Annotated in this window: 11 protein-coding genes; 3 read left to right on the plus strand and 8 right to left on the minus strand. The window is 72.7% G+C overall.

Annotation, left to right across the window (positions count from 1 at the left end):
* From ACIBK3_RS39555 to ACIBK3_RS39570, 4 genes are all read right to left on the minus strand, one after another.
* Positions 1-2973, minus strand: a complete 2973-nt coding sequence (locus tag ACIBK3_RS39555) for an AAA family ATPase (protein ID WP_399372814.1) — start codon at positions 2971-2973, stop codon at positions 1-3.
* A 279-nt stretch (positions 2974-3252) separates the two neighbouring features.
* Complete coding sequence (locus ACIBK3_RS39560) at positions 3253-3615, minus strand: UBP-type zinc finger domain-containing protein (protein WP_399372815.1); 363 nt, start codon at positions 3613-3615, stop codon at positions 3253-3255.
* The gene (locus ACIBK3_RS39565) at positions 3612-5078 is read right to left on the minus strand and encodes an ATP-binding protein (protein WP_399372817.1); all 1467 of its coding nucleotides are present in this window, start codon (positions 5076-5078) and stop codon (positions 3612-3614) included. Before ACIBK3_RS39565 ends, ACIBK3_RS39560 begins: the two co-directional genes overlap by 4 nt.
* Positions 5075-6751, minus strand: a complete 1677-nt coding sequence (locus tag ACIBK3_RS39570; protein ID WP_399372820.1) for an FAD-dependent oxidoreductase — start codon at positions 6749-6751, stop codon at positions 5075-5077. The genes ACIBK3_RS39565 and ACIBK3_RS39570 overlap by 4 nt, the downstream gene beginning before the upstream one ends.
* A gap of 320 nt (positions 6752-7071) precedes the next feature.
* Between ACIBK3_RS39570 and ACIBK3_RS39575 the strand changes: the two genes are divergently transcribed.
* On the plus strand, positions 7072-7944 hold the full coding sequence (locus ACIBK3_RS39575; RefSeq protein ID WP_399372821.1) for a universal stress protein: 873 nt from the start codon (positions 7072-7074) through the stop codon (positions 7942-7944).
* A 28-nt stretch (positions 7945-7972) separates the two neighbouring features.
* Here ACIBK3_RS39575 and ACIBK3_RS39580 read toward each other — a convergent pair whose 3' ends face one another.
* From ACIBK3_RS39580 to ACIBK3_RS39590, 3 genes are all read right to left on the minus strand, one after another.
* Positions 7973-9217 carry a DUF4032 domain-containing protein gene (locus ACIBK3_RS39580; RefSeq protein ID WP_399372822.1) on the minus strand — a complete coding sequence of 415 codons (1245 nt, stop codon included), beginning with the start codon at positions 9215-9217 and terminating at the stop codon, positions 7973-7975.
* A gap of 62 nt (positions 9218-9279) precedes the next feature.
* Positions 9280-10026, minus strand: coding sequence for an MBL fold metallo-hydrolase (locus tag ACIBK3_RS39585; protein ID WP_399372823.1), 747 nt, complete (start codon positions 10024-10026; stop codon positions 9280-9282).
* A gap of 382 nt (positions 10027-10408) precedes the next feature.
* Entirely contained in the window at positions 10409-11035 is a 627-nt protein-coding gene (locus tag ACIBK3_RS39590) for an alpha-ketoglutarate-dependent dioxygenase AlkB (protein WP_399372824.1), read from the minus strand.
* A gap of 117 nt (positions 11036-11152) precedes the next feature.
* Between ACIBK3_RS39590 and ACIBK3_RS39595 the strand changes: the two genes are divergently transcribed.
* Both ACIBK3_RS39595 and ACIBK3_RS39600 read left to right on the plus strand, forming a co-directional pair.
* Complete coding sequence (locus tag ACIBK3_RS39595) at positions 11153-11779, plus strand: TetR/AcrR family transcriptional regulator (RefSeq protein ID WP_399372826.1); 627 nt, start codon at positions 11153-11155, stop codon at positions 11777-11779.
* Between the two features lie 28 nt (positions 11780-11807).
* Entirely contained in the window at positions 11808-13481 is a 1674-nt protein-coding gene (locus tag ACIBK3_RS39600; RefSeq protein WP_399372899.1) for an FAD-binding dehydrogenase, read from the plus strand.
* Positions 13482-13652: 171 nt separating this feature from the next.
* Here ACIBK3_RS39600 and ACIBK3_RS39605 read toward each other — a convergent pair whose 3' ends face one another.
* Positions 13653-14003: a DUF488 domain-containing protein gene (locus ACIBK3_RS39605; RefSeq protein ID WP_399372827.1), complete on the minus strand. Its 351-nt coding sequence runs from the start codon at positions 14001-14003 to the stop codon at positions 13653-13655.
* Positions 14004-14127 lie beyond the last annotated feature (124 nt).

Here is a 14127-nt window from a genome sequence, read left to right on the forward strand (position 1 = left end):
TCAGGACGGCCTCCGCCCGGATCCGCTCGGCTCCGGAGTGATCAGGCCCTGCCGGTAGGCGACCGCCACCGCCTCCGTCCGGCTCGCCGCGCCCAGCTTGGCGAGGATGTTGGAGACATGGACGCTCGCCGTCTTGCCGGTGATGAACAGCTCCTCGCCGATCTGCCGGTTGCTGCGGCCGAGGGCGAGAAGCCGCAGGACTTCCTGTTCCCGGGCGGTGAGGACGGTGGCGTGTGTGTCGGCGGCCGGGGGCCCCGCCAGGCGTCCGCGCCGGATCAGGGCGTCCACCTGCTCCAGGAGGGGAGTGGCGCCCAGTCGTACGGCCGTCTCCCGGGCCGCGCGGGCTTGCACCGCGGCCTCCTCGCGCCGCTCGGCGGCGAGCAGGGCCTCGGCGAACCGCACCTGGCAGCGCGCCAGCTCGTACACGTCGCCGAAGTCGAACGCGGCGACCGCCCTGCCCCAGGCCTCCGCGTCCAGCCCGGACACGGCCCGTGTCCACTCGGCCTCGGCCCGGGCCAGCCACGCCTGTCCCTCGGGACCCTGCGGTATACCGCCCTCACCGCGCGCGGCCGTGCGCCGGGCCAGGTCGCGCAGTTCGGTGGCGGTGTCCGACCAGCCGCGTGCCCCGGCCTCGTCGCCGGTCAGGCGCAGGGCGGCGGCCCGGTCGGCGACCGCGGACAGGGCGAGCGCGGCGAGCCGGACCGTGACATCCGGGGGTGTGCCCGCCTCGGCTGTCAGGGCGGCCACCGTGGACCGCAGCCGCTCCACGGCCTCCTCAGGGTCGCCCTGCCGGGCCGCCGCGTCGGTGAGCACGATGCCCGCGACCAGCGTGCCCATCCAGTCGAACGGTCCTTCCAGGAGCGTGCGGGCGCGATCGGCGGCGGTCAGATCACCGCGTGCCAGCGCCGCGTACAGGGCGGGCGCGACGGTGTACCCGCCGGCCGCCGGAAGCACGTCGGCGTCCGCGGTCGCCGCCCGCACGCACTCCTCCCAGCGGCCCAGTGTGTACAGCACCAGTAGCCGCAGGTAGCGCATCTCCAGCGGATACGGCGAGGACAGCAGGCCGGCGCGGCGGGCCCGGTCCAGCCCCTCGGTCAGCCAGGGCAGACACTCGTCGAGGTCACCCGACTCGAAGCAGCCGACGGCGAGGTTGAACAGCGCCCGCATCTCCACCGGCGCGTTGCCGGAGCGACGAGCGAGATCCCGGGCCTCGCGCAGCTGCTCCCGGCCCTGCCGCGTGCGACGGCCGCCGCCTTCGAGGACGGCCAGCGAGATCAGCAGGTCCGCTCGCGCGTCGGCCACGTCCAACTGCTCCGCGACGCCCAGCGCCTCCCGGGCGAGGCGCAACGCGATGCCGTCCTCCCCGACCTGACGCGCCGCCAGCACATGGGTGGCCGCCGCCCACACCCAGGTGGGCGACGGAGGATCGGCCGGGATCATCGCGAGCGCCTCGCTGCTGTAGGCGAACGCCGCCGTCAGACTGTCGACGCCCATCAGATTCCCGGCGAGCGTGTACCGGACCCGGGCGGCCAGCTCGGAGTCCGCGTCCTGGCCGACGCCCGCGAGCGCGGCGCGGGTGAGTGACACCGCCCGATGCGCCTGCCCGGCGTGCGCGGCCGCCGCCGAGGCACGCAGGGTGAGCGTCACCCGCTCGATCCCCTCGCCCGTGGGCCGGCGGGACGGCTCCACCGCCTGCCACAGGTCCAGGGCCGTTTCCAGATGGCGCAGCTCCTCCGCGGGCGCGCCGAGCGACCGGGCGTGGTCGGCGGCCTCCAGCGAGGCGGCCAGCGCCTCGGCCAGGTCGTGGCTCTCGCGGTAGTGGTGGGCCCGTTCCGACGCGCTCTCGGCGCGACGGCCCCGACCGGTCAGCAGCCTTGCGAACGCGCCGTGCAGCCGGGCCCGTTCACCGGGGAGCAGGTCGGCGTACACGGCCTCGCGGGCCAGGGCGTGCCGGAAGGTGTACGTGTCCTGGGCGCCGGGGACCAGCAGTTGCCGTCCGACGGCCTCACGCAGGGCCGACTCCAGCTCTTCCTCGGGAAGTCCGACCGCGTCCCGCAGCAGGTCGTGCTCGACCCGGCGGCCCGCGACCGCGGCGGTGCGCAGCACCTGCTGGGCGGTGTCGGAGAGCTGCTCGAAGCGGATCAGCAGAACGTCCGCGAGACCGCTGGGCACGCCACCGGCCTCGGTGTCGGTGGCCGCGAGGAGTTCCTCGGCGTAGAAGGCGTTGCCCTCGGCGCGTTCCACGATCCGCCGGACCGTGGTGTCCGGCAGGGGACGCTCGCCCAGCGCGCGTACCAGCCGGGCCACCTCGGCGTCGGGCATCGGCCGCAGCTCCAGCCGTTCCACGGAGGGCAGCCGCACCAGCTCGGCCAGCAGGGGCCGCAGGGGGTGGCGGCGGTGCAGGTCGTCCGCGCGGTAGGAGGCGAACACGGCGAGCCGGTGGGTGGGCGCGCCGCCCGCCGACCGCTGGAGGATGCCCCGGCTGAGCAGGAACCGCAGCAGGTCCCGGGAGGACTGGTCCGCCCAGTGCAGGTCCTCCAGGACGAGCAGCAGCGGGGCGGTGTCCGCGAGGTCGGCCAGCAGTCCCGCGATGCCTTCGAACAGCCGCAGCCGCCCGCCCGTGTCCCGGCCCGCGTCCGCACCGCCGCCCAGCAGGCGGTCCACGACCGGATGCGCGGCGAGGATCTCCGTGAACCGCGCGTCGGCCGCGAGCACGCCCAGGACCTCGGTGAACGGCAGATACGGCAGACCGACGTCACCGAGGTCGACGCAGTGCCCGGTCAGCACCGTCATCCCGGACCGCGAGGCCAGGCCGGCCACCTCGTCCAGCATCCGTGTCTTGCCGACGCCCGCGTCCCCCGCGACCAGCACCGCCCCGGCCTGACCGCCCCGGGCACGCTCCAACACACCGGCGAGGCGCGCGAGTTCGTCCTCCCGGCCGATCAGCGGGGTGGCGCTTGAGATCGTCGGCACGCATCCATCCTGGCACGGGAGACTGACAGCGCCCGTGCCCAAGGGCGACCGGGCCGGCCTGAGGGCGCGGGGCTGTGCCGATGTGCGGCTCGTCCCCCACTCTCGCTTCGCTCGAGCGGAGGGAGGCGGCTCCCCTCCGCCGACGGCGCCGTCCCGGCCGTCGGCGCCCCGCCCGACGGCCGGCGGCGCCGCAGGTCGTGCGGACCCTCATCGTGGGCGCGACAAGCCACGAACGACCCGCGGCCGCCGTCGGCCGAAAACGCTGGAGTGCTCAGACGCTCACTGATGCAACGCCCGAGCCCAGTCGGCCGGCACCCGCCCCGCGGGGCCCGGCGTCGGCTGGTCCGCCGGGTGACTCGCCGGAGGCGCGAGTTCCGGCCCCGACTCGAACAGCTCGTCGGTCGCGTAGTTCCAGTACCAGCCCTCGCCCGGCTCGAAGCTCTGCACGAGAGGGTGACCGGTGGCCTTGTAGTGGCTGGTCGCGTGCTGGGAGGGGGAGGAGTCGCAGCAGCCGATGTGTCCGCACTGCGCGCAGCGCCGCAGATGGAACCACCAGCCGCCGGCCGCGTCGCACTCCACGCATCCGGCGCCGCTCGGCGGGGCGCTGGGGTCGAGTCCGTCGATTCCGCTGTCGCTGGTCATGCGCTCTCCTCGGAGGGGGTGTCGGTGTCGGGCTCCGCGGCGGTGAGCGGGAGCAGGACCTGGAAGCGTGTGTCACCCGGCTCGGACTCGACCTGGAGGGAGCCGTGGTGCTTGTTGACGACGATCCGCCAGGAGATGTCCAGGCCCAGCCCGGTGCCCTCACCGACCGGCTTGGTGGTGAAGAACGGGTCGAAGATGCGGCCGCGGATCTCTTGCGGGACGCCGGGCCCGGTGTCGCGGAACTCCACCAGCAGCCGGTCGTGGTCGAGTGCCGTCCGCACGGTCAACGTGCCGTCCCCGCCCGTGCTCGCGATGGCGTGGACCGCGTTGTCGATCAGGTTGGTCCACACCTGGTTGAGCTCCGCCGGGTACGCCGGCACCTTCGGGACCGCACGGTCGTACTCCTTGACGACCTTGATACGCGGCCCGATCTTGCCCGACAGCATCAGCAGCGTGCTGTCCAGGAGTTCGTGGACGTCGGCGACCTGGTAGGGGGCGCGGTCGAGCTGCGAGTACTGCTTGGCCGCGTCGACGAGGTGCGAGATACGGGTGGTGGAGTCCGCGATCTCGTCCATCAACAGCTCGGTCTCCACCGTGTAGTTGAGCCAGCCGACCGCGCTCGGCAGGATCTCCGGGTCCACGGCCGCCGCGACCTGGTCCAGCCAGTCGACGTCGAGCCCGGCCTGCACGAAGGTGGGCGCCATCCGCCAGCCCTCGGCGATGCCGTGGTCGTCGAGCCAGTCCGTGAGCTCGTCCTCGCGGTCGGAGGCCTCCAGCGGGCTCAAGGCCGGTGCTTTGGCGACGCGTTCGGCGGTGCGGTCCTGGATGTCGACGAGGTTCGCCAGGACCTCCGGCGAGAAGGAGCCGGCGGAGAGCACCCGCAGCTTCTGCCGCATCTTGCCGACGCGTTCCCGCAGAGCCGACGTCGCCCGCACGGCCGCCGCCGCGGGGTTGTTGAGCTCGTGGGTGAGCCCCGCGGACAACGAGCCGAGCGCCAGGAGCCGTTCGCGCTGTCCGACGGCCCGCTGGGTGTTCTTCGCCCCGAAGAACAGTCCTTCCAGCAGATGCACCGCCATCGGGAACCACCGCTGCATGAAGTTCGAGAACGCCTCCGCGGGCAGCACGAAGAACCGCGAGGGTTCCGTGACACGCATCGAGTTGGTGTACACCTGGGGCACCCGGTCAGCGAGATACGCCTGCATGGAGCCCGAGTACACCCCGGGCTGCGAGGTCCTGTTGACCTCCACGTCGTCGCCGCCGACCCGGCGCGAGAGCACGACGGTGCCCTCGATCATCACGTAGAAGCAGGTGGCGGGTTCGCCCTCGGCGTAGACGGGACCGGGTTCGAACTTCTCCACCCGGCCCACGCTGCACAGCTCCCCCAACTGCTCGGGGGTGAGCTTCTCGAACAGGAACAGCGCCCCGACCTCCTGGGGACTGCACGGCATCGGTTGCCCGCTCACGACTGCTCCAGGTAACGGTGGACGAGCATCACGGCCATGGCTCCCTCTCCGACGGCGGACGCGACCCGCTTCGCCGACTCGGCGCGCGCGTCGCCGGCGACGAACACGCCCGGAATATTGGTCTCCAGGTGGTACGGCGGCCGGTCCAGCTCCCAGCCGGCCGGCGGCCGCCCGTCGGGGGTCAGGTCGGGCCCGGCCAGGATGAACCCGTGATCGTCGCGCAGCACGGCGCCGTCCAGCCAGTCGGTCAGCGGGGCCGCGCCGATGAACACGAACATCCACTGCGCGTCGACGAGTTCGGTCCGCCCGCTCGCCACGTCCCGCAGCGTCAGCTGCTCCAGATGCTCGGAGCCGTGTGCGGCCTCCACCACCGTGCCGCAGCGAACCGAGATGTTCGGCGCCTCCTCGATCTGCTGGATCAGGTAGTACGACATCGACGCGGCCAGCGACTCGCCGCGCACCAGCAGGGTCACCGACTTGGCGCCCCGGGCCAGGTACATGGCCGCCTGCCCGGCGGAGTTGGCGCCGCCGACGATGTACACGTCGTGGCCCTGGCAGGAGGACGCCTCGGTCAGCGCCGAGCCGTAGAACACGCCGCAACCCGTCAGGTCGGAGGTGCCCGGCGCGTTCAGCTGCCGGTACGACACGCCGGTCGCCAGGATCACGCTGTGCGCGGCGATGGCGGAGCCGTCGGAGAACCGTACGACCCGGGCGGAGCCGTTGGCCTCCAGCCCCGTCACCTCGCGCGCGGTGAGGATCTCGGCGCCGAACTTCGCCGCCTGGCGGCGCGCCCGGTCGGTGAGCTGGCCTCCCGACACGCCGTCGGGGAAACCGAGGTAGTTCTCGATGCGGGAGCTCTGTCCGGCCTGGCCGCCGGTCGCCGACCGCTCCACGAGCACCGTCCGCAGCCCCTCGGAGGCCCCGTACACGGCGGAGCCAAGACCGGCCGGGCCGCCGCCGATGACGACGAGGTCGTAGAAGTCCGCGGCCGGAGTCGTGGCCAGCCCCACCCGCGCCGCCAGTTCGGGCGCCTCCGGCTCGGCCAGCGGGGTGCCGTCCGGGGTGATCACCAGCGGCAGCCGCCGCTCGTCCAGGCCGGCCGCCGCCAGCAGCCGCTGCCCCTCCGGCTCGTCCGCCGAGTACCAGCGGTAGGGCACCTGGTTGCGGGCCAGGAACTCCCGTACGTCCGAGGAGCGCGCCGACCAGCGGTGTCCGACCACCTTGGTCGCGGGCACCGGCCGGAAGTCGCTGCCCCGCCACGCCTCCAGGAGGTCGTCCAGCACCGGGTACAGCTTCTCCTCGGGCGGGTCCCACGGTTTGAGGAGGTAGTGGTCGAGGTCGACGACGTTGATCGCGTCGATCGCCGCGTTCGTGTCCGCGTACGCCGTCAGCAGCACCCGCCGCGCGCCCGGATACACGTCCAGGGCCTGTTCCAGGAACTCGATGCCGTTCATCTGCGGCATCCGGTAGTCCGCCAGGATCACCGCCACCAGATCCCCGCGCAGCTTCAGTTCGCGCAGCGCCTCCAGAGCGGACTCGCCGGACTCCGCGCGCACGATCCGGTACGACTCGCCGTAGCGCCGCCGCAGGTCCCGCGCGACGGCACGGGAGACCCCCGGATCGTCGTCCACGGTCAAGATGACGGTCCGCGCTGCGTCCGCGGCCTGTGCCATACGTCTCCCACCCCGAGGATCGAACCGACGGCACGGCGGACCAGTCGCCTTCCAGCCACCGTGCCGGCTCCCGGTCATCGTATGTTCGATCGTACGGGTTCGCCCGGGGATACCGGAGACAGTGCGCTCTCGGTACACGGCAGAGCACACGAGGTCAACGCGGCCCGGATCAGCCGCCCGAGCGCCTCGGCCCACCAGCGGCGCGGCGCCGCCGGACCGGCCGAGTCCACGACGACCTGTTCCACGTGCGACGTCATGTCGTCAGCGTGGTGAAGACTGGGTTCCGGTCACGGGACCACGAGGCAGGGAGGACGGAGAGCATGACGCGCCCGATCACGGCAGGGGTCGACGGAACCGAGGAGAGTCTGGCCGCGCTGGCCTGGGCGGCCCGGGAGGCGGTCCGCCGGAAGCTGGCGCTGCGGGTGGTGCACGCCTGGCGGTACCAGGCGCACGAGGCGATCGAGGCGGCGGACCCGGAGGTCCAGATCGGCTGGGCCAAGGAGGCGGTCGGAGAGGCCGCCCGGACCGTCACCGAGCGCCACCCGGAGCTGGAGGTGTCCACCGATGTGATCGAGGGCGCCGACGCCGAGACGCTGGTCGCGGCCGCGGATGAGGCCGAGATGCTGGTCCTCGGCTCGCGCGGGCACGGTCGGGTCATGGGCTTCCTGCTCGGATCGGTGGGTCAGCAGGTGATCGTCGAGGCCACCCGGCCGGTCGTCCTGGTGCGCGCCGGTGACGAGCCCGCGGCCGAGGCGGCGGGCCGCGAGATCGTGGTGGGCCAGCAGGGCGAGCCCGAGGACAGCGCCGAGGCGCTGCGGTTCGCGTTCGAGACGGCCGCGGCGCGCGGTGCGACGGTGCGCGCGGTACGGGCCTGGACTTTGCCGCCGGTCTTCGCCTACAGCCCAGGCTCCCTCAAGCTCCTCGACGAGGCCGGCGGACTGGAGCCGTACGAGGACAGGGCCCTGGCCGCGGCGCTGGAGCCGTGGCGGGACCGCTTCCCCGAGGTGCCGGTCGTCGCGCACGTGGAGCTGGGCAGCGCCGGGCAGGTGCTGCTGTCGGCGGCCCAGACGGCCCAGTTGATGGTCGTGGGGCGCCGCGCCCACCGTACGGCGGTCGGCGCCCGCATCGGATCGGTGGCCCACGGCGTGCTGCACCACGCCGGCTGCCCGGTGGCCGTGGTGCCGCCTGCCTGAGTCGGCCGACGCGTTCGGTCCGGGACCGTCAGTCGGCGGCGGCGACAGGGCTGGGCTGGAGCGTCTCGCGCGCCTTGGGGAGGATGTTCTTGATGTAGTCGTCCACCGCCGTGTCCAGTCCGATGTCGTGCTGCGCCCGCTCGGACAGGTACCAGCGGTGCTCCAGCAGCTGGTGGTAGATCTCCGCCGGATCCATCGAGCCGCGCAGCTCCAGTGGCACGGCCCGCACGGTGGGGCGGAACACGTCCCGCACCCAGCGGTGGGCGAGCACCTCCGGGCGGGCCGCCAGCGGGTCGCCCGGCGCGTAGTCGTCCTGGGTGGCCATCCAGCTCTCCAGGTCGTTGAGCAGCCGGCGGGCCTGGTTCTCCTCGGTGTCCAGGCCGGTCAGCCGCAGCAACTGGCGCTGGTGATGTCCCGCGTCCACCACCTTGGGCACGAAGGTGACCGTGTCGCCGTTGGAGGAATGCTCGATCTGCATCTCGGCCACGTCGAAACCGAGTTCGTTCAGGCGGCGGATGCGGCGCTCGATGTACTGGTACTTGCCCGCCGGGTAGACGGACCTGCGGGTCAGCTCCTCCCACAGGCCCCCGTAGCGGGCGCAGATCTCCATGCCGAACTCGATCGGGTCCACGGACGGGTGCAGCGCCCCGGACGCCTCCAGGTCGAGCAGTTCGCCGCTGATGTTCACCCGGGCCAGCTCCAGGTCGTAGTCGCGCTGCCCGCCGCTGAGCTGCGGGTGCAGGTCACCGGTCTCCGCGTCCACCAGATACGCGGCGTAGGCGCCCGCGTCCCGCCGGAACAGCGTGTTCGACAGCGAGCAGTCGCCCCAGGCGAACCCGGCGAGGTGCAGCCGTACCAGCAGCACCGCCAGCGCGTCCATCAGCCGGTGCATGGTGGCGGGCCGCATGGTCGTCTCGAACATCGACCGGTACGGCATCGAGCCACCCAGGTGCCGGGTGATCAGCACCGGCTCGAGCGGGGCTTCGTCGGCGTCCACGCGTCCGGTGACCACGGCCAGCGGGTCGACCGCGGGGATGCCGAGCCGGTCCAGGTCGCGCAGCAGCTCGTACTCGCGCAGCGCCGGGCGTTCGGCGAGCTCCTTGACGGCGATCACCTCGTCGCCGGCGCGGGCGTAGCGCACGACGTGGCGGGAGATACCGCGTGGCAGCGGCACCAGGTACTCGTCGGGCCACTCCTCCAGGGGGAGGTGCCACGGCAGTTCGAGCAGGAGCGCGGGATGCTCCGGGTTGGTCGCGCTGATCTGCAGGGCCATGGGTCGGGTGTCCTTTGTCGCCTGTGGCGTGCTGCCGCCTCGCCGGTGATCGTCACCTCACCTTAAAGGGCGCGCTCCCTGGCCTGAAGAGCCGCTTCACGGACCGGACCGCGGTGCACGGGACCGTGACCGGGCAGCAGCAGGTCGCCCTCCAGCCCCTCGAACACCTCCAACGAGGCCACGGCGCGGGTCCGCTCGTGGTGGAACATGTCGGGCAGCAGCTGGGGGCCCTTGGTCCGGGAGGTCGGGTGACCGCTGACCAGGGCGTCGCCCGAGATCACGATGCCGCGGTCCGGGAGGTGGTAGGCGGCGTGACCGTCGGTGTGGCCGGGCGTGTGGACCGGCACGGGCCGGCCGGGCAGGTCGAGCGGACCCGCCGTCGGGAACGGCTGCGGAGAGGTGACCGGTACATGGGCGGTGCCGCCCGCGCGGATCGCGTGCACGGCCCACGGCAGGACACCCGGCCGCCAGCCGTTCCTCAGGACGGTCCCGACATTCACCTGGTGCAGGAACTCCCGCCGGGCGTGCGGCACTTCGGCCTCGTGCAGATACACGGGCATGCCGTACGCGCCGCGCAGGTACTCGGCGGAGCCCAGGTGGTCGTTGTGCGCGTGGGTGATCAGCACCGCCTCCACGGCCTCCGGTGAACCGCCCACCTCCGCGAGGGAGGCGAGGACTTGCTCCCGGTCGCCGGGGTAGCCGGTGTCGACCAGCGTCGCGCTGTCCCCCTCGGTGAGGATCACCCAGTTGGTGTTGCTGCCGTGCACCAGATAGGCGCCGTCGGCTACTTGCTGCACAGCTGGCCGCATGATCGTCCCGGGTGTGAGGTCCCTGCTCGAACGGGGACAGCAAAGCAGACGGGGAGACGGGCGGAGTCGGCGGGTCCGGTTACCGGCCGAACAGCGGGCGTGCACCCTGTGGCGCGCGAACGGGCCCCGGTCCTGGGCGAGTTGGCGCCGTGGACCGGTGCGCGGCCGCAGCCGCCGTTCGCGGGCGACGGCGCCTGGCCGGGCCTGCCCCGTGTCACAGGGCGGCGCGGCGGCGGTGCGGCCGGACGGCGCCGCGGTGATCATGACGTCGGACGTTGCCATGGCGGTCGTGAGGCTGCCTCCGGCACGATCCGCCGGAGGCAGCCCCCGCGCGCGTCCGAAGCAGCCGCCTCTCCGCCCCGGGACACGCCGTCCTGGTGGGTCAGTGCACGTCGTGCGGGCGGAACTGGATGCTGATGCGCGGCCCCGCGGCGCGGGTGGTCTTCGGTACGGAGTGCTCCCAGGTGCGCTGGCAGGAGCCGCCCATCACGATCAGGTCGCCGTGTCCCAGGGGCCGCCGGACCGTGTCGCCGCCGCGCGCCGGCCGCAGCAGCAGGTCCCGGGGGGTGCCCACGGAGAGGATCGCGACCATCGTGTCCTCGTGCGCGCCCCGCCCGGTCCGGTCCCCGTGCCAGGCGACGCTGTCCCGGCCGTCGCGGTAGTAGCACAGTCCGGCCGTGGTGAAGGGTTCGCCCAGCTCCTCGGCGTAGTGCGCGGACAGCATCTCGCGTGCCTCGGTCAGCAGGGGGTGCGGCAGCGGGTCGCCCGCGCCGTAGAAGGCCAGCAGGCGTGGTACGTCGACGACCTGGTCGTACATCTTCCGGCGCTCCGCGTGCCAGGGCACTTCGGCGGCCAGGTGTTCGAACAGGGCATCGGATCCGCTCAGCCAGCCGGGCACGACGTCGATCCAGGCGCCCAGGCCGAGCGCGGTCCGGCGGATCCCGTCGAGAGAGCCGAGCCTCAGCTCGTCGGTCTGGTCGAAGAGGGAGCCCTGGAGATGCCTGGTCATGAATCCAGTGTACCCCTTAATCGAATACCTGTTCCTATATCGTGTCCCTTCCGCTGAGCGGCACTTTCGATACATCCATGTATCGGATACATTCCTGTATCGAACGGAGGGCCGGACATGGCGGTGGAGCAGACGAACAGGCGCGTCACCAGGCGGCGGGTCCGCACGCGGGCCAACCTCCTGGACGCGGCGTTCGCGGTCTTCGCGGCCAAGGGCTTCGGGCGGGTCTCCATCGAGGAGGTCTGTGACGCGGCCGGCTACAGCCGCGGCGCTTTCTACTCGAACTTCGGCAGCCTGGACGAACTGTTCTTCGCCCTCTACCGGCAGCGGGCCGCCCTGATCGCCGAGCAGGTGGCCGAGGCGCTCGCCCTCGACGGGCCCGAACTCGACGTAACGGCGTCCGTGGCCCGGGTCACCGACGTGCTGCTGCTCGACGTGGACTGGCTGCTGGTGAAGACCGACTTCCTGGTCCACGCCGCCCGCGACCCGGCCGTGGCCCAGACCCTGCTGGAGCACCGGGAGCGGCTGCGGCGGGCGATCGAGGACCGGCTCGCCCGGGCCACCGGGCCCACCGCGCTGCCCGCCGTGCTCGGCGACGTCGGCGGCGCCGCCCGCGCGGTCGTCGCCGCCTACGACGGCGTCACCACCCAACTGCTGCTGGACCGGGACGTCGAACACGCCCGCGGCTGGCTGGGGCAGTTGCTCACCGCCCTGCTGACCGACGGCAGCGGCACCCCCGAATGAGACCCCAATGAGAAGGGCAACGGTCGCCATGGACGCGGACGTCATCGTCGTCGGAGCCGGGCTCGCGGGCCTGGTCGCGGCACACGAACTCACCAGCCGGGGCCGCCGGGTCGCGCTGGTCGACCAGGAGAACGCCGCCAATCTCGGAGGACAGGCGTTCTGGTCCTTCGGCGGCCTGTTCCTCGTCGACTCCCCGGAGCAGCGCCGCCTGGGCGTCAAGGACTCCTTCGACCTCGCCTGGAACGACTGGCAGGGCAGCGCGCAGTTCGACCGTATCGACGACGAGGACTCCTGGGCGGTGCGCTGGGCACGCGCCTACGTCGAGTTCGCGGCGGGGGAGAAGAGGTCCTGGCTCCAGGGGCACGGGATCAGCTTCCTGCCCACCGTCGGCTGGGCCGAACGCGGTGATCTGCGGGCCGACGGACACGGCAACTCCGTCCCCCGCTTCCACATCGCCTGGGGCACCGGCACCGGCGTCGTCGAGCCCTTCGTCCACCACGCCAAGCAGGCCGCGCGCGAGGGGCTGCTCACCTTCTACCACCGTCACCAGGTCGACGAACTGGTCGTCGAGGAGGGCGCGGCGCGCGGTGTGCGCGGCACCGTGCTGGCCGAGGACCACTCGCCCCGGGGCGTCGCCTCCACCCGCGAGCGCGTCGGCGACTTCGAACTCACCGCCCAGGCTGTCGTCGTCACCACCGGCGGCATCGGCGCCAACCACGAGATCGTCCGCCGCTACTGGCCCGAACGCCTCGGCACCCCGCCCGCCGAGATGGTCACCGGCGTGCCCGCCTACGTCGACGGCCGGATGCTCGACATCAGCGCCGGCGCCGGTGTGCGCCTGGTCAATCGCGACCGCATGTGGCACTACACCGAGGGCCTGCAGAACTGGGACCCGATCTGGCCCGGCCACGGCATCCGCATCCTGCCCGGCCCGTCCTCGATGTGGTTCGACGCCCTGGGCCGCCGGCTGCCCGAGCCCTGCCTTCCCGGCTACGACACCCTCAGCACCCTCAAGTACCTGCGCACCACCGAGGACATCGCCGGCCACGACCACTCCTGGTTCATCCTCAGCCAGAAAATCATCGAGAAGGAGTTCGCGCTCTCCGGCTCCGAGCAGAACCCCGACATCACCGCAAAGGACCGCGCCGGGTTCCTGAAGGAGCGGGTGCTCGGCAAGGGGGCGCCGGGGCCGGTGGACGCCTTCCTGCGCAAGGGCGCGGACTTCGTGACCGCCCCGAACCTGGAGCAGCTCGTGGAGAAGATGAACGGGCTGACCGACAAGGCGCTCCTCGACGCGGCCGAGATCCGGCGCCAGATCGAGGCCCGCGACCTCCAGATCGCCAACGCCTACAGCAAGGACGCCCAGGTGCAGGGCATCCGCAACGCCCGCCGCTACATCGGCGACCGCCTCGGCCGGGTCGCCACCCCGCACCGCATCCTCGACCCGGCGGCCGGCCCGCTCATCGGCGTCAAGCTGCACACCCTGACCCGCAAGACCCTCGGCGGCATCCAGACCGACCTCGACTCGCGCGCCCTGGGCACCGACGGCACGCCGATCGACGGTCTGTACGCGGCGGGCGAGGTGGCCGGCTTCGGCGGCGGCGGCGTCCACGGCTACAACGCGTTGGAGGGCACCTTCCTCGGCGGCTGCCTGTTCTCCGGCCGGACGGCGGGACGGGCGGCCGCCCGGCAGACGGCCTGACATCGGCGGACCCGTCGCCTCAGGCCTGGTCCCGTATGCGCACGCCCGGTGACGCCCGCGTCCGCGTTGCCGACGACACGGACGCGCCCGCGTCCGCGTTGCCGAGCAGGAGGCCATCGCCCGTCTGTCTGCTCACGCCGGGCCCCGTCTGCTTACGCCTGGTCCGTCTCCTCATGTCTGCAGGAGGCGGGCCAGGACAGAAGTGTGACTCTCCTCGGGTGACGTGGCGGCGGTCAGCAGCGTGACCGTGCCCCGGGTGGCCAACTCACGTACGTGGCCGAGGAGTTCAGCCGCCTGTGGAGCGGCCAGCTCCGCCTCGTACCGCTCGGCGAACTCCTCGTACGACCCCTCGCCCGCGTGGTACCAGCGGCGCAGCTCGGTGGACGGGGTGAGCGCCTTGGGCCACTCGTCCACACGGGCCGCCTCCTTCTTCAGGCCGCGCGGCCACAGCCGGTCGACCAGGACGCGGACGCCGTCGTCCGGCTCGGGCGGTTCGTAGACGCGACGGACGCGCACACTCACGGGCGGGGCCTTTCCCGGGCGGAGAAACGGTTCCCGGGGAGCGTATCGCCCGGTTCCGGACACGACGGGCGACGCGACGGGACTTGACCCGGTCAAGGTCGATACGGGAAGAAGTGGCCCTTAG

The sequence above is a fragment of the Streptomyces sp. NPDC050287 genome (assembly GCF_044459385.1).
Lineage (GTDB): Bacteria > Actinomycetota > Actinomycetes > Streptomycetales > Streptomycetaceae > Streptomyces.